This is a genomic window from Streptomyces sp. NPDC054887 (genome assembly GCF_053610585.1).
In genome coordinates this window covers 70,477-95,186 of the sequence record NZ_JBSGYQ010000017.1, presented here as the reverse complement: position 1 = coordinate 95,186, position 24,710 = coordinate 70,477, and the positions used below count along the sequence as shown (strand labels likewise).

At 71.4% G+C, this 24,710-nt stretch carries 21 protein-coding genes and 2 tRNA genes; 2 read left to right on the top strand and 21 right to left on the bottom strand.

Features of this window, described 5'->3' with window-relative positions:
* Nucleotides 1-63 precede the first annotated feature (63 nt).
* A tRNA-Ala gene (locus ACWGH0_RS12815) sits at nt 64-136 on the bottom strand.
* 133 nt (nt 137-269) lie between these two features.
* Here ACWGH0_RS12815 and ACWGH0_RS12810 point away from each other — a divergent pair.
* Nucleotides 270-1,484, top strand: coding sequence for a glycosyltransferase 87 family protein (locus tag ACWGH0_RS12810; RefSeq protein WP_453404208.1), 1,215 nt, complete (start codon nt 270-272; stop codon nt 1,482-1,484).
* Here the strand turns inward: ACWGH0_RS12810 and ACWGH0_RS12805 are convergent.
* From ACWGH0_RS12805 to ACWGH0_RS12770, 8 genes are all read right to left on the bottom strand, one after another.
* On the bottom strand, nt 1,453-1,686 hold the full coding sequence (locus ACWGH0_RS12805) for a hypothetical protein (RefSeq protein WP_453404189.1): 234 nt from the start codon (nt 1,684-1,686) through the stop codon (nt 1,453-1,455). The genes ACWGH0_RS12810 and ACWGH0_RS12805 overlap by 32 nt on opposite strands.
* Nucleotides 1,687-1,689: 3 nt before the next feature.
* Nucleotides 1,690-1,845, bottom strand: a complete 156-nt coding sequence (locus ACWGH0_RS12800; RefSeq protein WP_453404209.1) for a hypothetical protein — start codon at nt 1,843-1,845, stop codon at nt 1,690-1,692.
* A gap of 300 nt (nt 1,846-2,145) precedes the next feature.
* A tRNA-Ala gene (locus ACWGH0_RS12795) sits at nt 2,146-2,218 on the bottom strand.
* A 70-nt stretch (nt 2,219-2,288) separates the two neighbouring features.
* A complete protein-coding gene (locus ACWGH0_RS12790) occupies nt 2,289-2,957 on the bottom strand; it encodes a histidine phosphatase family protein (RefSeq protein WP_453404207.1) in 669 nt (222 codons plus the stop codon).
* Nucleotides 2,954-3,391, bottom strand: a complete 438-nt coding sequence (rsfS, locus tag ACWGH0_RS12785) for a ribosome silencing factor (protein WP_453404206.1) — start codon at nt 3,389-3,391, stop codon at nt 2,954-2,956. Before rsfS ends, ACWGH0_RS12790 begins: the two co-directional genes overlap by 4 nt.
* 68 nt (nt 3,392-3,459) lie before the next feature.
* Nucleotides 3,460-5,124, bottom strand: coding sequence for an LCP family protein (locus tag ACWGH0_RS12780; RefSeq protein WP_453404188.1), 1,665 nt, complete (start codon nt 5,122-5,124; stop codon nt 3,460-3,462).
* A gap of 52 nt (nt 5,125-5,176) precedes the next feature.
* Nucleotides 5,177-5,791, bottom strand: coding sequence for a nicotinate-nucleotide adenylyltransferase (gene nadD / locus ACWGH0_RS12775; protein WP_453404187.1), 615 nt, complete (start codon nt 5,789-5,791; stop codon nt 5,177-5,179).
* A gap of 38 nt (nt 5,792-5,829) precedes the next feature.
* Complete coding sequence (locus tag ACWGH0_RS12770; RefSeq protein ID WP_167518260.1) at nt 5,830-5,997, bottom strand: hypothetical protein; 168 nt, start codon at nt 5,995-5,997, stop codon at nt 5,830-5,832.
* A gap of 192 nt (nt 5,998-6,189) precedes the next feature.
* Here ACWGH0_RS12770 and ACWGH0_RS12765 point away from each other — a divergent pair, with 192 nt between their 5' ends.
* Nucleotides 6,190-7,269 carry a M48 family metallopeptidase gene (locus tag ACWGH0_RS12765; protein WP_453404186.1) on the top strand — a complete coding sequence of 360 codons (1,080 nt, stop codon included), beginning with the start codon at nt 6,190-6,192 and terminating at the stop codon, nt 7,267-7,269.
* On the opposite strand, the gene ACWGH0_RS12760 is transcribed toward ACWGH0_RS12765, so the two are convergent.
* The 12 genes from ACWGH0_RS12760 to ACWGH0_RS12705 form a co-directional block, all read right to left on the bottom strand.
* Entirely contained in the window at nt 7,266-8,384 is a 1,119-nt protein-coding gene (locus ACWGH0_RS12760) for an SCO2583 family membrane protein (protein WP_453404185.1), read from the bottom strand. The two genes, ACWGH0_RS12765 and ACWGH0_RS12760, sit on opposite strands and share 4 nt — an antisense overlap.
* A 123-nt stretch (nt 8,385-8,507) precedes the next feature.
* On the bottom strand, nt 8,508-9,113 hold the full coding sequence (locus ACWGH0_RS12755; RefSeq protein WP_453404184.1) for an SCO2584 family spore wall biosynthesis protein: 606 nt from the start codon (nt 9,111-9,113) through the stop codon (nt 8,508-8,510).
* 75 nt (nt 9,114-9,188) lie between these two features.
* Nucleotides 9,189-10,493 carry a glutamate-5-semialdehyde dehydrogenase gene (locus tag ACWGH0_RS12750; protein WP_453404183.1) on the bottom strand — a complete coding sequence of 435 codons (1,305 nt, stop codon included), beginning with the start codon at nt 10,491-10,493 and terminating at the stop codon, nt 9,189-9,191.
* A gap of 313 nt (nt 10,494-10,806) precedes the next feature.
* Entirely contained in the window at nt 10,807-11,292 is a 486-nt protein-coding gene (locus ACWGH0_RS12745) for a hypothetical protein (RefSeq protein ID WP_453404182.1), read from the bottom strand.
* Between the two features lie 133 nt (nt 11,293-11,425).
* On the bottom strand, nt 11,426-12,553 hold the full coding sequence (proB, locus tag ACWGH0_RS12740; protein WP_453404181.1) for a glutamate 5-kinase: 1,128 nt from the start codon (nt 12,551-12,553) through the stop codon (nt 11,426-11,428).
* A gap of 192 nt (nt 12,554-12,745) precedes the next feature.
* Nucleotides 12,746-13,975, bottom strand: a complete 1,230-nt coding sequence (locus tag ACWGH0_RS12735) for a glycosyltransferase family 2 protein (RefSeq protein WP_453404180.1) — start codon at nt 13,973-13,975, stop codon at nt 12,746-12,748.
* A 192-nt stretch (nt 13,976-14,167) separates the two neighbouring features.
* On the bottom strand, nt 14,168-16,291 hold the full coding sequence (locus ACWGH0_RS12730; protein WP_453404179.1) for a hypothetical protein: 2,124 nt from the start codon (nt 16,289-16,291) through the stop codon (nt 14,168-14,170).
* A 169-nt stretch (nt 16,292-16,460) separates the two neighbouring features.
* Nucleotides 16,461-17,960 (bottom strand): D-ribitol-5-phosphate cytidylyltransferase, encoded by a 1,500-nt coding sequence (locus ACWGH0_RS12725; protein WP_453404178.1) that lies wholly within the window; start codon nt 17,958-17,960, stop codon nt 16,461-16,463.
* A gap of 233 nt (nt 17,961-18,193) precedes the next feature.
* Nucleotides 18,194-19,627 (bottom strand): GTPase ObgE, encoded by a 1,434-nt coding sequence (gene obgE, locus ACWGH0_RS12720; protein WP_453404177.1) that lies wholly within the window; start codon nt 19,625-19,627, stop codon nt 18,194-18,196.
* A 133-nt stretch (nt 19,628-19,760) separates the two neighbouring features.
* Nucleotides 19,761-20,018 (bottom strand): 50S ribosomal protein L27, encoded by a 258-nt coding sequence (gene rpmA, locus ACWGH0_RS12715; RefSeq protein ID WP_093800874.1) that lies wholly within the window; start codon nt 20,016-20,018, stop codon nt 19,761-19,763.
* 11 nt (nt 20,019-20,029) lie between these two features.
* Nucleotides 20,030-20,350: a 50S ribosomal protein L21 gene (rplU, locus tag ACWGH0_RS12710; protein ID WP_223774625.1), complete on the bottom strand. Its 321-nt coding sequence runs from the start codon at nt 20,348-20,350 to the stop codon at nt 20,030-20,032.
* A 304-nt stretch (nt 20,351-20,654) separates the two neighbouring features.
* Nucleotides 20,655-24,575 (bottom strand): Rne/Rng family ribonuclease, encoded by a 3,921-nt coding sequence (locus tag ACWGH0_RS12705; protein ID WP_453404176.1) that lies wholly within the window; start codon nt 24,573-24,575, stop codon nt 20,655-20,657.
* Nucleotides 24,576-24,710 lie beyond the last annotated feature (135 nt).

Genomic DNA, 24,710 nt, shown 5'->3' with positions numbered 1-24,710 from the left:
CCCGTGAGCACCCCGAACATAAAAAGGTCCCCCGGTCGATTCGACCGGGGGACCTTCGTCCTGTGGAGCTAAGGAGAATTGAACTCCTGACCTCCTGCATGCCATGCAGGCGCTCTACCAACTGAGCTATAGCCCCTTGCGTTCCGCCGCCCTGCGGGTTTCCCCGGCGGCTCCGCCAACATTACACGGTCCCCCGGGTGCTCCACCAAATCCTTTGTCCGCACACCCGTTCTGTCCCCATACGCCCGGTACTGTCAGCCAGCGTGACCGTGACCGCGCACACCGCAGCCGCCCGCCCCACCGTCGCCCGGCGTCCGATACTCGCCGCCGGCTCGGTCTGCCTGCTGTCCTTCGCGGCCTTCTGGGCCGCCCAGGCCGCCGCCGGAGTCTCGATGATCGACCTCATGGTCTACCGGGCCGAGGGCGAGACCGTACGGGCGGGCCAGGACCTCTACGCGATGCGGGCCACCGAGGCGAACCTGCCGAACACCTACCCTCCGTTCGCCGCCCTGCTGTTCACCCCGCTGACGCTCCTCGGCGTTCCCGAGATGCGGCTTCTCGCCACCGCGGCGAACCTCCTGCTGCTCGTCGGGCTCGTGCGCCTCTCCCTGCGTCTGGTGGGCCGCGAGAGCGCCGTCGCCGTCCTGCTGACCGCCGCGCTCGCCGTCTGGTGCGAACCGGTGTGGACGACCCTGCGGTACGGGCAGGTCAACCTGCTCCTGGCGACGGCCGTGCTGTGGGACCTCACCCGCCGCGAAGGCCACCGCTGGGCCGGGGCGGGCATCGGGCTCGCCGCCGCGATGAAGCTCACACCGGCCCTCTTCGCGGTCTTCCTGCTGGTCGCCGGTCTCGTACGGTCACGCGGCGCCCTGCGCGGCCCGGCCCGCGACCCCCTGCTCCGCCAGGCCGGGACCGCCGCCGCCGTCTTCCTGGCGGCCACCGTCACCTCGGCGGCCGTCCTGCCGTACGACTCGTACCGCTACTGGACGCGGATGGTCTTCGAGGCGAGCCGGGTGGGGCACGCCGAGGACACCGCCAACCAGTCCCTGCGGGGCGTGCTGGCCCGGCTGCTGCACACCGGCGATCCGGGCGTGTGGTGGGCCGTTGCCGCGGGCGTGACGGCCGTGGCGGGCGTCACGGTGGCGGTGGCGGCGGAACTGCGCGGCGAGCGGGCCGGGGCGGTGGTCGCCTGCGCGGTGACCGCGCTCCTGGTGAGCCCGGTGTCCTGGTCGCACCACTGGGTGTGGTGCGTGCCCGCGGTCCTGTTGCTGGCCGCGCGCGGCCGCGGCGGGGCCGCGGTGGCTACTGGCGCGGTGTTCTGTTCGTACGCCCTGTGGTGGGTTCCGCACGGCCCGGGACGGCCCGAACTCGCCCAGGGAATCGGTCAGATGGCGCTCTCGGCGCTCTACCCGCTCGTCGCCCTCGCCGCGCTGGCCGCCGTGTGCGGACCGGTCAGGCCGTGGCGAACGAGTAGAAGCGCTTGAGCGTGCAGTGCTCGTCGAGCAGCCGTCCGTAGATCGGCTCCCCTTCGAGTTCGCGGTACGTCTCGATGGGGTCGCCTTTTATGATCAGCGCCCGGGCGCATTCCTCGCACCAGTACTGATAGTCGGCGTTGACGGGTTCCATGTCCCTGACGATGGGCGTGCCACTGTCGCACCAGTCGCATTTCCGCCTGTGTGCGCCCATCACTCAGGTCCAGCTGTGGCGGCAGGCCGTGCACACGTACGAGATACCTCCGTTGTCGCTGCCGGGCAGACCACGGACCGCATCGAGGATGCTCGCGGGCATCGCGCTCTCCCTCCCCATCAGACCGTCGTCCCCCTCCGGCGGGTCCGATTCTGCCATGGCTCCGCAAGGGGGTCAGTGGCGTGAGCGCAGGAGGTCCGCCACAGCTTCGAAGATCGGCGCGCGGCGGGCGCAGGGCACATACCCACAGCGCACCGGCGTACGCATGCGTCCCGGCGCGTTCTGTCCGGTGCGGCCGGGGGACGGACCGGGCGCGGTACGCGTGCCCCGGCCACCGGAGCTGCGCAAAAGCCCTTACCGGCAAGCCGGTTGGAACTGCGCGCCCCCGTGGAAGCAATCCCCGGACCGGTACAACGAGGAATCCCGGCCCCTCCTGGAGGAGGGACCGGGATCCGATTGTGGAGCTAAGGAGAATTGAACTCCTGACCTCCTGCATGCCATGCAGGCGCTCTACCAACTGAGCTATAGCCCCGCTGTTCTCTGCGCTGTGCGCTGCGAACAAGAAGAACTTTAGCCTGCGACCTGCCAGAAAGTGAAATCCGTCAGTCGTCGTCCCCGAGCACCGGTTCCGGGAGCGTCCCGGCGTTGTGCTCCAGGAGCCGCCAGCCGCGCGCGCCTTCGCCCAGCACCGACCAGCAGCAGTTGGAGAGCCCGCCGAGGCCCTCCCAGTGGTACGACTCCAGACCGAGGAGCCGGCCGATGGTGGTGCGGATGGTGCCGCCGTGGCTGACGACGACCAGCGTGCCGCCGTCGACCAGCTTGTCGGCGTGCGCGAGCACGACGGGAGCCGCCCGGTCGGCGACCTCCGTCTCCAGCTCGCCACCGCCGCGCCGCACGGCCTCGCCGCGCTTCCACGCCGCGTACTGCTCGCCGAACCGCTCGATGATCTCGTCGTGCGTCAGTCCCTGCCAGGCGCCGGCGTACGTCTCGCGCAGCCCTGCGTCGTGCGTCACGTCGAGGCCGGTCAGCGCCGACAGCTCACCGGCCGTGGCCGCCGCCCGCTTGAGGTCGGAGGCGACGATCGCGTCCGGCTTCAGGGAGGCGAGCAGCCTGGCGGCCCGGCGCGCCTGCGCGACGCCAGTCTCGGTCAGCTCGATGTCGGTGCTGCCCTGGAAGCGGCGCTCCAGGTTCCACGCGGTCTGGCCGTGCCGCCACAGGACGATGCGGCGGCCCCGGCCCTTCTTGCCGGTCGCGGCGTCGCTGCCGTTCAGCTCAGGTCTCCGTCCACTTCACCGGACGCACGCAGCTTGGCGTGCTCCTCGGCCCGGCCCCGGGTCTTCACGGCGTCCTCGGGAAGCGTGATCTCGGGGCAGTCCTTCCACAGGCGCTCCAGCGCGTAGAAGACGCGCTCCTCGCTGTGCTGGACGTGGACGACGATGTCGACGTAGTCGAGGAGCACCCAGCGGGCCTCGCGGTCGCCCTCGCGACGCACGGGCTTCGCGCCGAGCTCCTTGTTCAGCCGCTCCTCGATCTCGTCGACGATCGACTTGACCTGGCGGTCGTTGGGCGCCGAGGCGACCAGGAAGGCGTCGGTGATGGACAGCACATCGCTGACGTCGTAGGCGATGATGTCGTGCGCGAGCCGGTCGGCGGCCGCCTGTGCGGCGGCGTTGATGAGCTCGATGGAACGGTCAGTGGCGGTCACTAGCAGGCTTTCGTCGGCGGTCAGAGACACCTCCAGGGTCTCACGGACCGCCGACAGCCCCGACGGCATTACTTCACGGTGAAGTCCTGGCCCAGTACGACCGTCACGTCGGCGTTCGCGGCGGCCTTCCCCTTGCGCACCGCGCCCGGCGGCAGGCCCAGCGTCTTCGCGACCTCCTCTGCCGCCGCCTTCTTGTCCGCGTCGCCATAGCTGACCTGCGACGACGTGATGGGGGCGGTGGCTTTTCCGGAGTCCAGATACGTGTATCCACCGTTGACCAGGGCGATCCTGGCGGTCTCGGCTGCGTCCCTGTCGCCGTGCGCGTTGCGGACCCCGACGCGCACCGCCGCGCCCTGCTCCGGGCTGCTGGCCGTACCGCCGAGGATGTCCTTCACCACGCTGTCGGCGGCGGAATCGCTCAGCGTGCCGTCGGGCTGGACCGGCAGCAGGGCGGTCTCGTAGTCGCCGCTCTTGGCGTGCTCGGCGAGCTTCGCGAGCGAGGCGCCGAGGTCCTTCTCGGGCAGCGACGGGTCGAGGATCTGCGCCAGCGTGCGGACGGTGGTGGTCGCGGCCTGCGGGTCGTCGGAGATCTTCTTCAGTACGCCCTGCATGACCTGCCCGAACCGCTGGAGCTGCCCGGCCTCCGCCTCGCCGGGCGCGCGGTAGGTGGCGTACGCGACGGCCATCCGGCCGCTCAGCGTCTGCTGCTTGCCCTGCCGCACCACGGGCGACGCGCCCTTCTTGGTGTCGGGCACGTCGGTGTCCGTGTCGATCTCGATGTTGCCGACCAGCTCGACGAGGTTCTCCAGGTACGGCGTGTCGAGCCGCCAGGTGCCGCCGATACGCGTCCCGAGAACGGAACCGATCGCCTCGCGCGTGCCCGCCGTGCCGTCGTCGTCCACCGACTTGCCGACCGTGGTGGGGGTGCCGTCCTCGTCCGCGACGGAGAGCGAGTTCGGGACCAGGACGGTGGTGCCCTGTCGCGTGGTGGCGTTGTTCACGAGCAGCGCGGTCGAGGTGGCGCCCTTCGTGGTGTGCAGGTGCACCGCGATCACGTCGCGCTTCTGGGGTCCCGACGCCGCGGTGGGGGCCGCCTTCTCGCCGGAGAGGCCGGGCAGCATGCCCGCGTACCAGAGGTATCCGACACCGCCCACCACGACCAGGGCGACCGCCACGACGAGGGCGACGACACGGTTGCGGCCGCGCCGCCTGGCCTCCTCGCGGCGCTCGGTGCGGCTCTCGGTGAACTTCAGCCAGTCGATGACGTCTTCGGAGTTCTCGTCCGGCTCCTCGACGAAGGAGAACTGCTCGGTGGCGTACTCGTTCGCCGGACGGCGCTGCTCGGGAACGGCGGCGGACTCACGGACCGGCTCACGGACCGGCTCGCGGACCGGTTCGGGCTCGCGTGCGGGAGCGGGCGCCGGGGCGGGCGCGGCCTGCTGCGGGATCCACTGCTGCTGCTGGGCGGTGTCGACGTACCCGTACTGCTGCTGGTCCTGCTGCTGCCCGTACGGGTCGTACGACGGCTGCTGCTGGGCGTACGGGTCGTAGCCGTACCCCTGCTGCTGTCCCGTGTCGTACTGCTGCTGCCCGTACTGCTGCGGCTGCGGCCGGTCCTGCTGCTGGTCCTGCTGGTACACCGGCTGCCCGTACGCGTCGTAGCCGATGATCTGCGGCTGCTGGGCGTACGGATCCTGCGCGTACGGGTCGTACGGGTGGTTTCGGTCGTTCACCGGTGCCCCTCTCCCTGCTTGTCTGTGCTCCCCGTACGGCCGGGCCGACCGCTCAGTCGCGGTACAGCGCGCGCTTGTCGATGTAGCGGACGACACCGTCCGGAACGAGGTACCAGACAGGCTCTCCCGCCGCGACCCGCGCCCGGCAGTCGGTCGACGAGATTGCCAGGGCCGGCACCTCCACCAGGGACACACCGCCCTTCGGCAGCCCGTCGTCCGTCAGGTCGTGGCCGGGCCTGGTCACCCCGATGAAGTGGGAGAGCGAGAACAGCTCCTCGGCGTCCCGCCAGGTGAGGATCTGGGCGAGGGCGTCGGCACCGGTGATGAAGAAGAGGTCCGAGTCGCTGTTCAGCTCGCGCAGATCACGCAGCGTGTCGATGGTGTACGTCGGACCGCCGCGGTCGATGTCGATCCGGCTGACCGAGAACTGCGGGTTGGACGCCGTCGCGATGACCGTCATCAGATACCGGTCCTCGGCGGGGGAGACGTGCTTGTGGCTCTTCTGCCACGGCTGCCCGGTCGGCACGAACACCACCTCGTCGAGGTGGAACTGGGCGGCCACCTCGCTGGCGGCCACCAGGTGTCCGTGATGGATCGGATCGAACGTCCCGCCCATCACGCCGAGTCGGCGCTTGGCGGAACCACTCGGCCTCTGCTGCTCTCCCATGCGTGCAGAGCCTACTGGCCCCGTCTCGCGGCCCCGCCTCAGCGGTCGCGGTTGAAGCGCGTGGTGATCCACAGCAGCAGGAGGAGCGCGAGCAGGGCGCCTCCACCGGTGAGGTAGGGGTTCAGGGATTCGTGGTTCCCGCCGTGCTCGCCGCCCTCACCGGAGGCAAGGGTCACGAGGGAGGCGGCGGTGCTGTGGAGGCTCATCTTCGGCAGGACCTATCGGGAGTCGGAGCGGAGACTTCGCGGACATCGTATGCGGGCGGTGCGGGCACGCTCACGCCGACTCAGTCGTTCACGCCATGTCCGGCCCGGCGAACCGGCCGAGCGTGCCGTGCGGGAGCACATACGCTGAGGCGGTCAGGGGGACGGGAAACACTCGTAGACAGGGGGCCAACCATGACCGACGGCATTCACGAGAACGTACCGAGCCGCAATCGCCGGCGCTTCCCGGGCATCTCGTCCCGGGCGTACGAACATCCGGCGGACCGCTCGGCCCTGGTGGCCCTGCGCAAGCTCAGCGGGTTCGACACCGTGTTCAAGGCGATGAGCGGGCTGCTTCCCGAGCGCAGCCTGCGGCTGCTGTTCCTCTCCGACTCGGTGCGGGTGGGCGAAGTCCAGTTCGCCCACCTGCACGCGATGCTGCTGGACGCCTGCCACATCCTGGACCTGGAGAAGGTCCCTCCGATGTACGTCACGCAGGACCCGAAGCCCAACGCCATGTGCATCGGTCTCGACGAGCCGATCATCGTGGTCACCACGGGCCTGGTCGAGCTGCTCGACGAGGAGGAGATGCGGGCGGTCGTCGGCCACGAGGTGGGCCACGCCCTTTCCGGCCACTCGGTGTACCGGACGATCCTCCTCTTCCTGACCAACCTGGCCCTCAAGGTCGCATGGATCCCCCTCGGCAACATCGCGATCATGACGATCGTGACGGGGCTGCGCGAGTGGTTCCGCAAGTCGGAGCTCTCCGCCGACCGGGCGGGCCTGCTGGTCGGCCAGGACCTCCAGGCGTCGATGCGCGGTCTGATGAAGATCGCCGGCGGCAACCACCTGCACGAGATGAACGTGGACGCGTTCCTGGCGCAGGCCGAGGAGTACGAGGCGGGCGGCGACCTGCGCGACTCCGTCCTGAAGATTCTCAACGTACTGCCGCGCTCCCACCCGTTCACCACGGTCCGCGCGGCCGAGCTGAAGAAGTGGTCGGAGAGCCGCGATTACCAGCGGATCATGGACGGCCACTACCCGAAGCGCGACGAGGACGGCGACACCTCCGTCACGGACTCCTTCCGGGAGTCCGCGTCGCACTACGCCGACACGGTCCGTCAGAGCAAGGACCCGCTGATGAAGCTCGTCGGCGACATCGCGGGCGGCGCCGGCGACCTGGGCGGCAAGCTCCGGGACGTGTTCACCGGCAGCACCGGGGGCAACGGCAGCAACGGAAGCAGCGGCACCGGCTCCGCCGGCGGCAAGGGCTAGCCGCCGCCCCGCGGGCTGGGCATCGCGCCCGGCGCGAGGGCGCCGCAGAGGGCCGCCGTGGCCGGACCCGTCGCGTACGGGTCGGTCCCGGCCGGTCCTCCGTCGGGGGCCCGCTGGCCGGCCAGCACCGGCCGCAGGTGGGCCGCCCCGTCGGCCGAGCACGCCTGGGGACCGACCTGGGCGTACGAGACGAGCAGCTCGGTCCGGTGCGTCCGCAGGTCGTCGCGGTCGAAGCGCAGGTGCAGCTCGCGGCGGACGGTGAAGAGCGAGGCGCCGTCCGCCCGCTTGTCCCCGGCCGCGCCGGCCGCGGGGCGCAGCGCGTAGACGAAGGTGTGGTCCGAGGTCACTTCGAGGCGGTCGGACTCCGTCTCCTCGATGCGCAGGACGCCGTCGACGCGCGGCGCCGCGGCCGCGAGCGTCACCTTCGCCGGGTCGAAGCGGACCAGCCATCCCGTGGCGGCGTGCCTGCCGTCGTCGGCCGGGGTGGTGAAGCTGCGGTCGAACTGGGCCAGCTGGTCCGGGTCGAGCAGCGCGCGTACGGGGCGGACCGTGGAGCCCTTCAGTACGCCGGGATCGAGGGACGACACGGTGAGGTAGTTCTTGGCGATGGTGAGCGCGGCCATCACCTGCCCCTCCGAGAAGTGGGCGGTGCGCCGTGCGGGCGGCAGCGTGATGCCTTCGGCGCCGGTCCGGAACTGAGCGGCCGGGCTGCGCTCGAAGAGCTCGGCGGGCTCACCGCCCGGCACCTGGCCCTCCGGGGCCAGCGGTATCACCGTGGACCTCAGCAGTCCCGCGCGCGTGGCGGGCTGCGGCTGGTAGGGGTGGCGTACGCCCATGTAGACCGCCGTACCGAAGGCGACGGCCACCAGCAGGACGAGCACCAGCGCCTGCCTGATCCCGGCGCCCCCGTGCCCGCCGCCGCGCTCGCGCCCGTTCCACCCGGGCCGGCTGCGGACGGCCTTCTCGTGGTCGCTCATGCGCTCCTGGGCGGAGTACTCCTGGAGGCGGGCAGCGCGGACGAACGATTCGTCGAAGACGACGGACCGGTACTCGTCGTCGCTGCCGCCCGGGAGGCCGTCGGGCGCCCCCTCAGGTGGCTCGCCGTGCCCTGCCATACCTTCAGAGTAGGTCGGCGGAGGGGAAGGTAAACGCGCTGGTGCGCGGCAGTTGCGACGACTTCGCTCACGCAGCGTGATCGCGGCCCGGCCGGGAGGGCCTCGGGACTGGGGGCGGCGTTCTCAGGGCGCGGTTCGCGGCACGGCGGACGCCGCGGGCGGGGTGTACTCCACCGGTGCGGAGGGGCCCACCGGCCCGCCCGGCCGGGAGTTGTCGCTCGTGGCGGGCAGCGGCACCTGCTCGTCGCGCCCCTGGGACGCACCGCGGTAGACCGCGCTGAAGGCGAGCGCCACCATCCCGATACCCATCAGCAGCGCCAGCATCCACGCCACCGGCCGGTACCAGCGCGCCTGTCCCCGGTAGGGCCGCAGGGCGCCCCCGTGCCGCCCGTACGGGCCCGCGTCGTCGTCGTACGCGTCGTCGCCGTCCAGCGGCCCGTACGCGCCGTCGTGGCCGCCTTCCCGGGAGCCGTACCCGGAGCCGTACCCGTCGTCGTACAGGTCGTCGTCCGGGGGGACGTGGCCGGCCCTCGCCCGGCTCGCCTCGGCCTCGGCGCGCGCCTGGGCAGCGGCCAGCAGCCGCTCGACGGCGGTCGGTTCATGGATCTCGGCGGCCCGTACGAAGTCCTCGTCGAACACCACGGGGGCGAAGTCCTCGTCCGCGCCTCCGCGGTCGTCGTCGGGCTCCCAGCCGTCCTGGAACGGCTTGCCCCCCACGTCGTCCGGCACTCGTTCAGCGTAGACCTGGACGGTCGTTTTGGGCAGGGAACCCGCAAACGTCGCGGGACCGGTCCGCCGTGTCCGCTAACGCGTGTGGCCGTCGCCCGTCACGATGTACTTCGTCGAGGTGAGCTCCGGAAGACCCATGGGGCCACGGGCGTGCAGCTTCTGCGTCGAGATGCCGATCTCGGCGCCGAAGCCGAACTGACCGCCGTCCGTGAAGCGGGTGGAGGCGTTCACGGCGACCGTGGTCGAATCCACCAACTGGGTGAACCGGCGAGCCGCGGCCTGTGACGTCGTCACGATCGCCTCGGTGTGCCCGGAGGTCCAGCGGCGGATGTGCGTGACGGCCCCGTCCAGCGAGTCGACGACGGCGGCGGCGATGTCGTACGAGAGGTACTCGGCCTCCCAGTCGTCGTCCGTGGCGGCCACGACGGCCGCCTTGGACCCCTCGGCGTACGGCAGCACCCGCTCGTCGCCGTGCACCGTGACGCCCGCCTCGGCGAGCGCGTCCAGCGCGCGCGGCAGGAAGGCGCCCGCGATGTCCTGGTGGACGAGGAGCGTCTCGGCCGCGTTGCAGACGCTGGGCCGCTGCGCCTTGGAGTTCACGAGGATGTCCACGGCCATGTCGATGTCCGCCGCGGCGTCCACGTAGACGTGGCAGTTGCCGGTGCCCGTCTCGATGACGGGGACGGTGGACTCCTCGACGACCGTACGGATCAAGGAGGCGCCGCCGCGCGGGATCAGGACGTCGACCAGACCACGGGCGCGCATCAGCTCGCGGACCGAGTCGCGGGACTCCCCCGGCACGAGCTGTACGGCGTCGGCGGGCAGGCCGGCCCCGGTGATCGCGTCGCGCACGACCCCGACGAGGGCGGTGTTGGAGGCGTACGCCGACGAGGAGCCGCGCAGCAGCACCGCGTTGCCGGACTTCAGGCAGAGCGCGGCGGCGTCCACGGTCACGTTGGGCCGGGCCTCGTAGATGATCCCGACGACGCCGAGCGGCACGCGGACCTGCCGCAGGTCGATGCCGTTGGGCAGGGTGGAGCCGCGCACGACCTCGCCCACCGGGTCGGGCAGCCCCGCCACGTCCCGGACGTCGGACGCGATGGCGGCGACGCGCTCGGCGGTCAGGGTCAGCCGGTCGATCACCGTCTCGCTGGTACCGGCGGTGCGGGCCTTGGCGACGTCCTGGGCGTTGGCCTCGACGATCTCGTCCGTACGGGCCTCCAGCGCGTCGGCGACGGCCAGCAGCGCGGCGTCCTTGGCGGAGCGCGGAAGTGGCGCGATCGCGTCGGCGGCGGCGCGGGCCCGCCGGGCGGTCAGCGTGACGGGGGACTCGGCGGCCACGGTCGTGTCGGTGCCGGCGGGAGGAGTCTGCGAGGTCATACACGCAGGGTAATGCGCGCTCTGCGGGCGTTCACCGGCTGTCCCGGCCCGCGAGACGCCCGCGACCGGACCCGGCCGCCCGGCTCGTCACGGCCAGCCAACTCGTCACGGCCACCCGCCGCGGCGCGACCGCCCTGAATGTCATAGCGGGCAACAGCGTGCCGCAGGCCACCACGGCCCGCCCCGCCGGTCACCACCGGCGGCCCGCCACGGGCGCACCGCCGTACTCGGCAGCCCGTCCAGGCGGCCTGCGGGGTCACCGCGGCCCGGCGCGCGGACAGCCGTCGCTTGCGACACGCGGCCGGCCGCCCCGTCAGTACGGATGCACCCCGACCGGCGCCGCCGGCGGCGGGCCGTAGCCCTCGGCGACCCGCTGGTGGTAGGTGTCCCGGTCGATGACCTCCAGGCCGACGATCTCCCAGGGCGGCAGCTTCGACGTCGACCGGTGCTCGCCCCACAGGCGCAGGGCGACGGCCGCCGCGTCGTGCAGGTCGCGGGCCTCTTCCCAGTACCGGATCTCGGCGTGATCGTTGGCGTACCTGCTGGTCAGCAGGAAGGGATGGTCGTGGGCGAGCTGTTCGAGCCCTCGTCTGACCTCCTGCAACGGCGCCTCGGCGCCCGACACGCTGAGGGTGATGTGCCACAGCCTCGACGCCTCCCGGGTGCCGTGGGCCTCCTGGACGGGTACGGGCCCCTGGCCCGGCTCCGGGGCGTCACCGAAGTCCGCGCCCGCCCCGACACTGGTCAGGGCTCGTTCGGCCGTCCCTCGGGGCAGCGCCCCCGGACGCGCTCGTCTCACCGGCGGCCTCCTGTAATGCGTTGCTGTGCCGTACCCCGCGCTGTTTCTCCCGCAACAAAGTTGACCAGTCCTGGGCCTGGCGCGGGGCGGTTTTCCGGAAGGTCTCTGCCGCGGGGCCGGTCTTTCAGCCGATTCAGGTGTGGAGAACGACCAGATCGTCCCTGTGTACGACTTCTCGCTCGTATGCGGGACCGAGCTCCTTGGCCAGGTCACGCGTCGAGCGGCCGAGCAGCTGCGGGATCTCCTTGGAGTCGTAGTTGACGAGCCCGCGGGCGACCGCCACGCCGGCCGTGTCCCGCAGTTCCACCGGGTCGCCGGCGCTGAACTCGCCCTCCACACGGGCGATTCCGGCGGGCAGCAGCGACGTACGGCGCTCGACGACGGCCCGTACCGCCCCGTCGTCGAGCACGAGCGCGCCCTGCGGCGTCGAGGCGTGCGCAAGCCACAGCAGCCGGTCGGCGCTGCGGCGGCCGGTGGGACGGAAGTACGTGCCGGTGTCGCGGGCGGCGAGGGCGTCGGCCGCGTGGCTGGCGGAGGTGAGGACGACGGGGATGCCCGCGGCGGCGGCGATCCTCGCGGCCTCCACCTTGGTCACCATGCCGCCGGTGCCGACGCCCGCCTTGCCCGCGCTGCCGATGGACACGTGGGCGATGTCGCCGGGGCCGCGCACCTCGTCGATGCGCGAGGTGCCCGGGAGGCTGGGGTCGCCGTCGTACAGCCCGTCCACGTCGGACAAAAGCACCAGCAGGTCCGCCCGTACGAGATGGGCGACCAGGGCGGCGAGCCGGTCGTTGTCGCCGAAGCGGATCTCGTCCGTGGCCACGGTGTCGTTCTCGTTGACGACGGGGACGGCGCCCATGGCCAGGAGCTGGTCCAGCGTCCGGTAGGCGTTGCGGTAGTGGGCGCGGCGGCTGGTGTCGTCGGTGGTGAGCAGCACCTGGCCGACCCGCACGCCGTAGCGCGCGAAGGAGGCGGTGTAGCGGGCGACGAGCAGGCCCTGGCCGACGCTGGCGGCGGCCTGCTGCCTGGCGAGGTCCTTGGGGCGGCGGGCCAGCCCGAGCGGCGCGAGTCCGGCGGCGATGGCGCCGGAGGAGACCAGGACGATCTCCTTCTCGCCGCCGCTGCGCGTCTTGGCCAGGACGTCGACGAGCGCGTCGACGCGGTCGGCGTCCAGCCCTCCCGACGCCGTGGTGAGTGAGGAGGAGCCGACCTTCACAACGATCCTGCGGGCCTGTGAAACGCCCTGCCTTGCCCCTGACACGTACAGTCCCCACTCTTGCTCGCCCGGTTCTCCCCGCAATGTACGTGAGCCGCTCCGGACGCCGCCCGCGCATTTCGCCCCGTGGACGGCGTGCGGCTCACCGGCGGGCGGGCGGCCGGGGCCGGGACGGCCGCGTCCCGCCGCCCCCTGCCGGGGACAACGGGACGCGGACCGCTCACGGGTGACCTGCCGTCAGGAACTCACCGGACGGCCCGCCACCGCGCCGCGCGCCATCCGGCGCAGCTTGCGGACCACGCGGCGAGCGAAGGATGGTTTCGGCTTGCCGGCCTTGGGCGCGCTCACGCGCACCCCGTCGACCCACTCCGCGACCGTGACGGCGAACATCTCGTCGGGCACGCCCGCCTTCTTGTCGCCGAAGTGCGGGTAGGCCAGGTACGGCTTGCCCTGGCGGCCCTTGCGGACCACCTCCGGCACCTTCTTCTCCTGGAGGAACGTCAGGTGCTCCGCCAGCAGATCGGCCCGCCCCTCGGCGACGTAGTGCATCCGCAGGCGCTCGGGGACCTTCAGCCGGCGGGCCACGCCGAGCGTCCAGTACTTGTCGGTCAGCGGCTGCGCGAGGTCGAGCTTGTGCTGACGGGTGGCGGGCTTCCCCTTCAGCCAGCGGTGGTCGAACTGCGGCAGCAGTGTGATCACGAAGGGGCGGATCATCAGCTCGTCCCGCTGGTCGCCGGGCGGGAAGAAGTCGGCGATGAGATCCATGAGGGCGGTCGCCGAGTCGAAGCGCATCTCGTAACTGCCGCTCTGCGTGATGTGCTTGCCGTCGTCGCGGCGCACGATGTAGAGGCAGACGTAGTCGGCGACGATCGACACCCCGGAACTTCGCACATACGCCTCAAGGGTGAAGCGCGCGTCCTCGCCTGTATACAGCTGCTGATCGAAGCGCATGCGGTGCTTCTCCAGCAGCTCGCGCCGGAACAGCTTCTCCGCGCTGAGCGTGAACTTGATGTTGGAGGAGAACAGGTCCGTACGTTCCAGGGTGCGGCCGAACATGGACTTCGGCGCACCGCGCCCGACGCCCTCGATCTTGCCGAGTACGACGTCCGTGCCGTTGCGGTCGGCCATGGCGACCATGCGCTCCAGCGCCTCTTCGCCGAGGTAGTCGTCGGCGTCGAGAAAGAAGACATAGCGGCCGCGGGCCATGTCGAGACCTACGTTGCGGGGGCCACTGGGTCCACCGGAGTTCTCCTGGTGAACGACGCGGGTGGCGACTTTGCTCCTGGCTGCGAATTCGTCGAGATAGTCTCCGGTCCCGTCGGTCGAGCCGTCGTTGACGGCCACGATCTCTATGCGGTCGGCGCCCAGAGTCTGAGCCTCGACCGACTTCAAACAGGGGATCAGGTAAGGCATCGCCTCGTACGCACCGATGATCACGGTTACATCGGGAATCTCGACTGCGGCCATGCCCGTCTCATTCTCGTTCATCGACATCCAAGACAGTCGGCACATGGGTGTGGGTTGTTCACCATCGTTACTTTTCCACGTGACGCTCGCCACACCACACACCAAAGGCCCGGCAGAACGTCTCGAAAGACGCCCTGCCGGGCCGGTTCTGCACCTATGTCCGGGAATCGACCGGTCGACCGACTGCCTGTCTCAGCCGGCCACGGTCGAGTCCACCCCGGTTGCCTCCGGCGCGGAGTCGCTCGGGTCGGCCGCGGTGAGCGCGGTCTCGACGCCGGTGCGCTGCGCCACCCCGAGGTTGCGGGCCTCGGACTTGGCCGCCAGCGCGCGTACCGCGTCGTTGAACTGGACGATGGACGCGGGCTCGTCGGGCCCCAGCAGGTACGCCTTCAGCTCGCGCCGCGCCTGCGCCAGCGGGTCCGCGGCCTCGCCGCCCGTGATCGCGGCGAGCAACTCACCGAGCTGACCGGCATCGTTGTCGAGGATCACCGCGGCGCGCACGGCGGTGTTCTGCTGCTTGAACTCCTCGACGCCCAGCTCGGCGGAGTCGGTCACGGCGTACGGCTTGCCGCTCGCGATGAAGTCCGACACCACGCTGGAGATGTCGGAGACCATGCCGTCCGACTCGTTGAAGCAGTCGTACAGACGCGGCTCGGCGCCGGTGACGACCCGGTGCTCCCACCAGCCGAACGAGCGCCAGTACGCGTCGTTCCACTCGTCCCTGAGCTGCGCCAGCTCGGCCTCGCGCGCCGGGTCCGGCAGGGCGTCGCGGGACGTCTCCGCCTCGTCCCTGCCGTTCTTGGCGCCGGCCTTGCCCCGGGCGCCCAGTTCGCCGAGACGGGCCTCGATCCGGTCCAGTTCGGCCTTCGCGGCGGCCTGCTGCTCTTGGAGTGCGGCCGCTTCCCGCGCCCAGCGGGCGTCGGTCGCACGCGCGGCGGCCGCCTCCTCCACCATGGCGGTGATCCGGGCGTGGGCGGCCTTGGCGGCGGGGCTGCGCGTGCCGGTGAAGGGGTGCGGCTTGTAGACCACCCGGACCGGGTCCCGGGCCTCCAGGAGGCGCCTGACGATGTTCTCGCCGGCCAGCAGGATGGAGGTGTTGCCCGGGTTGTCGTCCCAGCCCTCCCACGTGGGGGCGTACAGGACGGTGGGCACCGGGTTCTTCGGCGCACCGGTCCAGGGCTTGATCGGGGCGAGCTGCGGGCGGCCCACCTCGACGATGTCCTCGTCGCGGACACCGACGTCGGCGAGGGCGTACCGGTCGCGGCCGGCCCGACCCGCGCTCCACACCTCGTCGTACACCTTGCTGAACGGGTTGATGCTCGCGACCTTGTCGCTGTCGCCGTGCCCGATGAAGACGTGCTTCATGGTCGGGACGCGCAGCATGTGGATGTTCTTGCCGACGTTGGCGGCGTAGAGCGCGACGCGGACCGTGGAGAGGTCCATGTTCATCAGGTGCGTGGCGCTCGGGACACAGATCACCGGCACCGAGGTCGGCGCGAGCTGCGGCACGATGTGGCGCTCGCGCAGGACGATCAGCGGCCTGCCGTCGAGCTGCTTCATGGTGTCGAGCCACATGTTGACCTGGTACGCCGACTCGCGGGAGCCGGAGAAGTACAGGACCGTGGTGGGCCGGTATGCGCGCAGCCAGGCGTCGACGCCCTCCAGGACGGTCTCGGCGGGGGGCACGCGGCGGCCGCGGCGCAGGTAGGGCAGCAGCACCGCGACGTACGCGACGGCCAGCCCCAGGGTGAGCGCGAGGCCCGCGTACCCCACGGCGTACTCGCCGCTCTGGACCGCGACCAGCACGCCCGCCACGGCGAAGACGTCGAGGTGCAGCATCTTCTCGGCGGACCGGTTCAGCAGCCCCTGGGGCGGGGCGGGCGGGATGTGCAGCGTCCCGAGGTCGATGTTGCGGGTGACGACCGGCATCCGGCGGCGCAGGCGGATCAGCGTGACCAGTGCGCCGTGCGGGGCCTGGAGCGCGTAGAAGAGCAGCAGGGCCGCGATCGTCACGTAGAAGATCGTCTGGTCGGCGAGCTGCATGCGGGCCAGCAGCAGGATCAGCAGCAACTGGCGTACCAGGAAGCGGATCGAGAGACCGGCGCGGACCTTGCCGAGGCGGTTGATCAGGTAGCTGCCGCGCCGGTGGAGATGCCGGTCCGCGAGGTACGTCGCGGCGACGGCGGCCGCGAAGAACCAGAGGTTCGGAAGCAGCGCGGCCAGCATGACGCACGGATACCCGAGGCCGATGACGGCGGCGGCGGCCAGTTCGGATCCGCTGCCCACGCGGGCGAGGCGGATGGCGGTCGAAATCACGAAGAACCTGCTCCTGAGGGGTGCCGGTTATTTACGGTGCAATGAGATCAGTGCAACAGACACGTAGATCGGTGCAATGGAATTGTGCAGTCCGGTTTCACGAAGTCGGGCCTCTGCATATCGCTTTACGGCGACTACAGAGGCCCGAATTCATAATTGTCAAGCAGTATTACACATCTTCCTGACGGTCCAGTACGGCTGCCAGAGCCTGCTCGAATCCCGACGCCTCGGACGCGCCACGGGTCGGGTCCACCTGCCGTACGTCGATGACGTGACCGGTGAGCTCCGACAGCAGCACGTCCAGCGACGTACGCGCCACGGCCTCGGACGACAGCAGCGAGCCCGCGGGCTCCTCGCCGAACGCCTTGGTCCGCATCGGGGTCGCCGTGCGCTCGGGGTTCACGCAGTTCACGCGCACCCCGTCGGCCGCCCACTCGTCCGCGAGCGCCTGGGTGAGATTCACCATGGCGGCCTTGGTGGAGGAGTAGAGGCTGTACTCGGCGCGGCCGCGGGTGTAGCTGCTGGACGTGTAGAGCAGCAGCTGGCCCTTGGTCTTCGCCAGGTACTTGTGCGCGGCGCGGGCGATCTGCACGGGGGCCAGGTAGTTGACGTTGAGCGCTTCCTGGATGGTCGTGTTGTCCGTCTCGGCGAGCTTGCCGATGCGGAGCACGCCCGCCGTGTTGATCACGTAGTCGATGCGGCCGGTCTCGGCGTACGCCTTCGACAGGGCCTCGTCGACGTGCTCGGGGTTCTCCACGTGCGTGCCGGTGGTCGAGCGGCCCAGCGCGTACACGTTGGCGCCGTACTCCTCGGCGAGGGCGGCGATGTCCGCGCCGATGCCGTACGAACCGCCGAAGACCACCAGCGTTTTACCCGCGAGGAGTTCGCGGTACCCGGCCTCGTCGGCCTGCTGCGGGGCGGCGGTGGAGGCGAGCTGGAACAGCTTGTCGGCGATGAAGACGTCGACCGGCTGGGTCACCTTCATGTTGTACTCGTCGCCCGCGACGACGTAGATCGGCACGTCCGGCAGGTACTTCAGCACCACCGAACAGTCGTCGGTGGCCTGGAAGTTGGGGTCGCCGGCCGCGACCTCGTACGCCTTGCGGATGGTCGACAGCTTGAAGGCCTGCGGGGTCTGGCCGCGGCGCAGCCGGGACCGGTCCGGGACCTCGGTGATGAACTCGCCGTCGCCGCCGTGCGTACGCGTCACGATGATCGTGTCCGCCGACGGGATGGCCACGTCGACCGCCTCGTAGCGCTCCAGCGCGTCGACGCAGTCCTGGATCACGCGCTGTGACAGCAGGGGGCGCACCGCGTCGTGGAAGAGGACGTTGCGGTCCTCCCCCTCGGCGAGGCCCTCGCCCAGTGCCGAGATGGCCCGCTCGGTGGTCTCGTTGCGCGTCGAGCCGCCCTCGATCACCTTGGTGACCTTGGTCAGGCCGGCCTTCGCGACGATCTTCTCGACGTCGGGCACGTACCCCGGCGCCATGAGAACGATGATGTCGTCGATGCCCTCTGCCTGCTCGAAGATCGACAGGGTGTGCTCGATGACCGCCTTGCCTGCGATCTTCAGCAGCTGCTTCGGGATCGAGAGACCCACACGCTGACCGGTACCACCGGCGAGCACGACTGCTGTGGTTCGGGTCTTGGCTATGGGCTGCACTGACACAGACGACCTACCTCGAGGGGACTGGGGGACTTCGCGATCGTCGCACTCTCCGTGACCGTCTCGCAAGGTGGACGTACCTCTGCCGACACCTGTACGAAACCTGGAGTGTTCGCCAACCGCCGGGCGGACTCGCTTCGTTGAGTCCGCCCCGCGATCAGTGAGACGTCCAGCGGGGCGTCATGGTTCACACCAATGAGGTGAGTGATGCCACAGCGCGTGGTTGCCCCCGCCCCCTAGAAGGGGTTGAACTCGTCGTACTCCCGCTGCGAGTCGTCACGCTGCGCCTCGCGGTCCTTGCGGCGCGTCGCGGCCGGACGCGGGGCGTCGAGACGGTGGTCCTCGCCACGGCGGCCGAGCATCTCCGCGCCCGCCATCACCGTCGGCTCCCAGTCGAAGACGACCGCGTTGTCCTCGGCGCCGATGGCGACCGCGTCGCCCGCACGGGCGCCGGCCTTCATCAGCTTGTCCTCGACGCCCAGGCGGTTGAGGCGGTCCGCGAGGTAACCCACGGCCTCGTCGTTGTTGAAGTCGGTCTGACGCACCCAGCGCTCCGGCTTCTCGCCGCGCACGCGGTAGACGCCGTCCTCCTCGGTGATGGTGAAGCCGGCGTCGTCGACGGCCTTCGGACGGATGACCACCCGGGTCGACTCCTCCTTGGGCTTCGCGGCACGCGCCTTGGAGACCACCTCGGCCAGCGCGAAGGACAGCTCCTTGAGGCCCAGGTGGGCGACCGCCGACACCTCGAAGACGCGGTAGCCGCGCGCCTCCAGGTCGGGGCGGATCATGTCGGCGAGGTCCTTGCCGTCCGGGATGTCGACCTTGTTGAGGACGACCACGCGCGGCCGGTCGTCCAGACCGCCGTACTGCGCCAGTTCCTCCTCGATCACGTCGAGGTCGGTGAGCGGGTCGCGCTCGGACTCGAGGGTCGCCGTGTCGAGCACGTGGACGAGGACCGAGCAGCGCTCGACGTGCCGCAGGAACTCCAGGCCCAGGCCGCGGCCCTGGCTCGCGCCGGGGATCAGACCGGGGACGTCGGCGATCGTGTAGACGGTCGAACCGGCCGTCACGACACCGAGGTTGGGGACGAGCGTGGTGAACGGGTAGTCCGCGATCTTCGGCTTGGCCGCGCTCAGCACCGAGATCAGCGAGGACTTGCCGGCGCTCGGATAGCCGACCAGCGCCACGTCGGCGACGGTCTTGAGCTCCAGCACGATGTCGCCGGACTTGCCCGGCTCGCCGAGCAGCGCGAAACCGGGCGCCTTGCGGCGGGCCGAAGCCAGCGCCGCGTTGCCGAGGCCGCCGCGGCCGCCCTCACCCGCGACGTACGTCGTGCCGTGGCCGACCATGTCGGCCAGGACGTTGCCGTCCTTGTCCATCACGACCGTGCCGTCGGGCACGGGCAGGATCAGGTCCTGGCCGTCCTTGCCGGAACGGTTGTCGCCCGCGCCGGGCTGGCCGTTGGTGGCCTTGCGGTGCGGGCTGTGGTGGTAGTCCAGCAGCGTGGTCACGGACTGGTCGACGACGAGGGTGACGTCGCCGCCCCGCCCGCCGTTGCCGCCGTCCGGACCGCCGAGCGGCTTGAACTTCTCACGGTGTACGGAGGCGCAGCCGTGGCCCCCGTTACCCGCGGCGACATGCAGTTCGACGCGGTCCACGAAGGTGGTCATGGGTGGGTCCTCCAGTACATACGGAAATGTCTACCTACGTAACACGCCAAGGGCGGCCGCGCTTCCCCGTCACCCGGGAAAGAGCGTCCGCCCTCGGAAAGTGCTGTGCGTTGTCGCTCGACGAAAGCCGGAATTACTCGGCGATCGGAACGATGTTCACAACCTTGCGGCCACGGTGCGTGCCGAACTCGACCGCACCGGCGGCGAGTGCGAACAGCGTGTCGTCGCCACCACGGCCGACGCTCGTGCCCGGGTGGAAGTGGGTGCCGCGCTGGCGGACCAGGATCTCACCGGCGAGGACGGTCTGACCGCCGAAGCGCTTCACGCCAAGCCGCTGGGCATTGGAGTCGCGACCGTTCCGAGTGGACGATGCGCCCTTCTTGTGTGCCATGTCTCAGTCCCTTACTTCGCAGCCGTGGGGATACCGGTGACCTTGATCGCCGTGTACTGCTGGCGGTGACCCTGGCGACGGCGGTAGCCGGTCTTGTTCTTGTACCGAAGGATGTCGATCTTGGCACCCTTGTGGTGGTCCACGACCTCGGCGGTGACCTTGATGCCGGCCAGCACCCACGGGTCGCTGGTGACGGCGTCGCCGTCGACAACGAGCAGGGTCGAGAGCTCGACCGTGTCGCCAACCTTGGCCGTGGGAATCTTGTCAACCTCAACGATGTCGTCGACAGCAACCTTGTGCTGGCGACCACCGCTGCGCACGATGGCGTACACGCTGATCTCTCTTTCGCTCGGGACGGGACCCCTGATGCCAGCCGCTCGCACGGGCCGTTGGCCCGCGACGAGTCCGAATGGACGAGCGGCCTCTAACGGCTCCCCGAAGGAGAGCCGGAAGGGAGGTGCTCAGGAGATGGCGTGCACAGAAACACGCCGACGGTCAAGAGTACGGTCCACCGCGGGGAGGGTCAAACCGGGTCCCGCGGCTCACTCCCCGCACCGGAGGGAACAGCGGTGCGGACCGCCCCGGAAGGTTCCGGGGCGGCCCGCAGAGCCGTAGAGCGCGACGTACGGCCCGAGATCAGTCCTCGGTGGTGGCCGAGACCGACGGCTGCGACTGCTCCGCCGCCGAGGTCTTCTTCGAAGCCGACGCCTTCTTGGCCGTCGTCTTCTTCGCCGTCGTCTTCTTCGCGGCCGTCTTCTTGGCCGCCGCCTTCTTGGCGGGGGCCTTCTTGGCGGCCGTCTTGCGCGCCGTCTTCTTGGCCGGGGCCGCCTCCTCGCCCTCGGGCTCGGCGCCTGCCTGCGCACCGGCCTCCGGCTCCGCCGCGGCGGGCTCGGCCGCCTTGTCGGCCGGGGCCTCGACGACCAGTACGGCCGCCTCCTCCGCGCCCTTGGGCGACCCGGCCGGCGCGGTGGCCTTGCGGGTCGCACGACGGCGCGCACGCGGCGGGGCAGCCGCCGCCGGCTCCTCGGCCGGGGCCTCGGCCACCGGCGCGGCGGCCTGCGGCTCCTGGGCCTTCGGCTCCTCCGCCACGGGGGCGGGGGCGACGACCTGGACCGGGTCGGTGACGACCGGTTCGGCCGTCTTAGGCGCACCGGCCGGAGCCGTCGCCTTACGCGTCGCACGGCGGCGCGTACGGGCCGGGGCGGCCTCCTGCACGACGGGCTCGGGCTCGACGACCGGCTCCGGCGCGGCCTCGACGACCGGCTCGGGCTCCGCCGCGGCGACCGGCTCGGGCTCGGCCACGACCACGGGCTCCGGCGCGTACACCGGCTCCGGCGCCTTCGGCGCACCGGCCGGGGCCGACGCCCTGCGCGACGCGCGACGACGCGAACGGCCGCGTCCCGCCGCCGCCTCGGCCTCCGCGGCGCTGCTGTACAGCTCCTCGTCGGGCACGAACTCCGGCTCCGGCAGCGCCACCGGGGCGGCCACCTCGGCGGCGACCTCGGCCTCCGTCTCGGCCTCCTCGGTCCCGGCCGGCTCCACGTGCTCGTGCTCGGCCTCAGCGCCGCGGCCGCGCTTCTTCGCGCGCTTGCCACCGCCACCGCCGCCCACGGCGGTCGGCTGCTCCATGTGCACGATGACGCCGCGCCCGTTGCAGTGGACGCAGGTCTCGGAGAACGACTCCAGGAGACCCTGGCCGACCCGCTTGCGGGTCATCTGCACCAGGCCGAGCGAGGTGACCTCGGCGACCTGGTGCTTCGTACGGTCGCGTCCCAGGCACTCCAGCAGGCGCCGCAGCACCAGGTCGCGGTTCGACTCCAGGACCATGTCGATGAAGTCGATGACGACGATGCCGCCGAGGTCGCGCAGCCGCAGCTGACGCACGATCTCCTCGGCCGCCTCCAGGTTGTTCCTGGTGACGGTCTCTTCGAGGTTGCCGCCCTGACCGGTGAACTTGCCGGTGTTGACGTCGACGACGATCATCGCCTCGGTCTTGTCGATGACCAGCGAACCGCCGCTCGGCAGGTAGACCTTGCGGTCCAGCGCCTTCATCAGCTGCTCGTCGATCCGGTACGTCGCGAAGACGTCGACCTCCGACGTCCAGCGCGAGAGCCGGTCCGTCAGGTCCGGGGCGACGTGCGCGACGTAACCGTGGATGGTCTGCCACGCCTCGTCACCGCTGACGATGACCTTCGAGAAGTCCTCGTTGAAGATGTCGCGCACGACGCGGACGGTCATGTCCGGCTCGCCGTAGAGGAGCGTCGGACCGCTGGTCGCGCCGCTGCTCTTGGACTTCCGCTGGATGTCCTCCCACTGCTGCTGGAGACGCTCGACGTCGCGGCGCAGCTCGTCCTCGCTCGCGCCCTCGGCGGCGGTGCGCACGATGACGCCCGCGTCCTCGGGGACGATCTTCTTGAGGATGGTCTTCAGGCGCGCGCGCTCGGTGTCGGGCAGCTTGCGGCTGATGCCGGTCATCGAGCCCTCGGGCACGTAGACCAGGTAGCGGCCGGGCAGCGAGACCTGGCTGGTGAGGCGGGCGCCCTTGTGGCCGATCGGGTCCTTGGTGACCTGCACGAGGACCGACTGGCCGGACTTCAGGGCCGTCTCGATGCGGCGCGGGCCGTGGCCCATGCCGAGCGCGTCGAAGTTCACCTCACCGGCGTACAGGACGGCGTTGCGACCCTTGCCGATGTCGACGAACGCGGCCTCCATGGACGGCAGTACGTTCTGCACCTTGCCCAGGTAGACGTTGCCGACGTACGAGGTCGACTGCTCCTTGTTGACGTAGTGCTCGACGAGGATGTTGTCCTCGAGCACGCCGATCTGGGTGCGGTCGCCGTTCTGCCGTACGACCATCACGCGCTCGACGGCCTCACGGCGGGCCAGGAACTCGGCCTCCGTGATGATCGGGACGCGGCGGCGGCCCTGCTCGCGGCCCTCGCGGCGGCGCTGCTTCTTGGCCTCCATACGGGTCGAGCCCTTGATGGACTGGACCTCGTCGAAGCCGGTGCCGGGCTCGCGCTCGGCTTCCTTCTTGCGCGGCTCACGGACCTTGACGACCGTGCGCTCGGGGTCGTCCGCCCCGTTCGCCTCGGCCTCCGGGCCCGCGTCACCGCTGCGGCGGCGGCGACGGCGGCGGCGACGGCTGGAGGCGGAACCCGCGCCCGACTCGTCGTCCTCGTCCTCGGCGCGTGCTTCCTCGTCCTCGGTCCGCTCGGCGGCGGGCTCCTCGGACGGCTCCTGCTCCTCGGCGTCCTCGGCGTCCGCGAGCTCGCCACGGCGGCGGCGACGGCCACCGCGGCGACGGCGGCGCGCCCTGCGGTCCTCGGCCTCGTCGGACTCGTCGTGCGCCTCGTCGTCGCGCTCTTCCTCGACGGCCTCGGCCGGCTCGGCGGGCGCGGCCTCGACGGCGCGCTCGGGGCGCTCCGTACGCTCCGACCGCTCGGCGCGCTCGTCCTCGGACGGCTCACCGCGGCGACGGCGACGACGGCCGCGCGGGGCGGCCTGCTGTACGGGAGGAGTCTCGACGGTGACGGTCTCCTCCGCCTCCTCGTCCTCTTCCACGTCCTCGATGTAGTCCGGCTCCGTCACCCGCGCGGCGGCGGCAGCGGCGGCCGTCTCCGGGGTCTGGAACATGGGCTCGGTGAAGACCGGCGCCTGGAACACGGCCACGGCGGGCCGTGTCGCACGGCGGCGCGAACGCGTCGGCTCCTCGGCGGGCGCGGCCTCGGGCTTCGGCTCGGCGACCTCTGCGGCGGCCTCGTCGGCGGCGGCGGCCTTGCGGCCGGCGCGGCGGCGCGGCGTGCGGCCGCGCGGCGCCTCTTCGGCCTCGGCCGCCACGGGCTCCGCCGGGGCCGGCTCGGCGGCGGGCGCCTCCTCGGCCTCGACCTCGGCCTCGGCGGCCTTCGGCGCACCGGCCGGAGCGGTCGCCTTACGGGTGGCACGGCGACGCGTACGGGCCGGCGCGGCGGTCTCCTCCACGGCCGCCGGAGCGGCAGCGGGCTCGGGCTCGGCGGCTACCGGCTCGGGCGCGGCGGCGGGGGCCTCCTCCGCCTCGGCGGCCTTGGGCGCACCGGCGGGCGCGGTCGCCTTACGGGTCGCACGGCGACGCGTACGAGCAGGCGCCGCGGCCTCCTCCACAGCCGCCGGAGCGGCAGCGGGCTCAGGCTCCGCGGCTACCGGCGCGGGCGCCTCCTCGGCCTCGGCGGCCTTCGGCGCACCCGCCGGAGCGGTCGCCTTACGGGTCGCACGGCGACGCGTACGAGCAGGCGCGGCGGCCTCGGCGCTCGGCGCGGACTCTGCTGCGGGCTCGGTGCTCTCTGCGGGCTCGTTCACGGCGCCCTCTCCGGCCGGTATGGCCGGAGCCGCGGCCTCTGTGCTGGCGGCGGACTGGGCTGCGGCCTTCGCGTCCCCGGCCGGCGGACCGGCAGGGCGCGAGGCCGCGCGGCGCCGGCGGCGCGGCGGCAGCGTGTCGCTGGGCGAGTGGTTGTCGTCGGTGGCCCCGGCGGTACGCGCGGTACCGGCCGAGGGCTCGGTGGAATCGTTCGGCTCAAGCATGCGGGCGGTTCTCCCGTCACGCTCCCGGGCGCCGCGCCTTGTTCCGGTCCGGTCCGGTCCGCACGATGAGCGCGGTACCGCCGTCCGGGGCGCGGGCGCCGCACGGGAGCTGTTGTCTAGCTCGCCGGTTCCGTA

Coding starts and splice junctions, on each gene's coding strand:
- ACWGH0_RS12805 (WP_453404189.1), bottom strand. CDS start 1,686: ATGGGCGCACACAGGCGGAAATGCGACTGGTGCGACAGTGGCACGCCC.
- ACWGH0_RS12800 (WP_453404209.1), bottom strand. CDS start 1,845: ATGGCAGAATCGGACCCGCCGGAGGGGGACGACGGTCTGATGGGGAGG.
- nadD (WP_453404187.1), bottom strand. CDS start 5,791: ATGGGAGAGCAGCAGAGGCCGAGTGGTTCCGCCAAGCGCCGACTCGGC.
- ACWGH0_RS12770 (WP_167518260.1), bottom strand. CDS start 5,997: ATGAGCCTCCACAGCACCGCCGCCTCCCTCGTGACCCTTGCCTCCGGT.
- ACWGH0_RS12765 (WP_453404186.1), top strand. CDS start 6,190: ATGACCGACGGCATTCACGAGAACGTACCGAGCCGCAATCGCCGGCGC.
- ACWGH0_RS12760 (WP_453404185.1), bottom strand. CDS start 8,384: ATGGCAGGGCACGGCGAGCCACCTGAGGGGGCGCCCGACGGCCTCCCG.
- ACWGH0_RS12750 (WP_453404183.1), bottom strand. CDS start 10,493: ATGACCTCGCAGACTCCTCCCGCCGGCACCGACACGACCGTGGCCGCC.
- ACWGH0_RS12735 (WP_453404180.1), bottom strand. CDS start 13,975: ATGGCCGCAGTCGAGATTCCCGATGTAACCGTGATCATCGGTGCGTAC.
- obgE (WP_453404177.1), bottom strand. CDS start 19,627: ATGACCACCTTCGTGGACCGCGTCGAACTGCATGTCGCCGCGGGTAAC.
- rpmA (WP_093800874.1), bottom strand. CDS start 20,018: ATGGCACACAAGAAGGGCGCATCGTCCACTCGGAACGGTCGCGACTCC.
- ACWGH0_RS12705 (WP_453404176.1), bottom strand. CDS start 24,575: ATGCTTGAGCCGAACGATTCCACCGAGCCCTCGGCCGGTACCGCGCGT.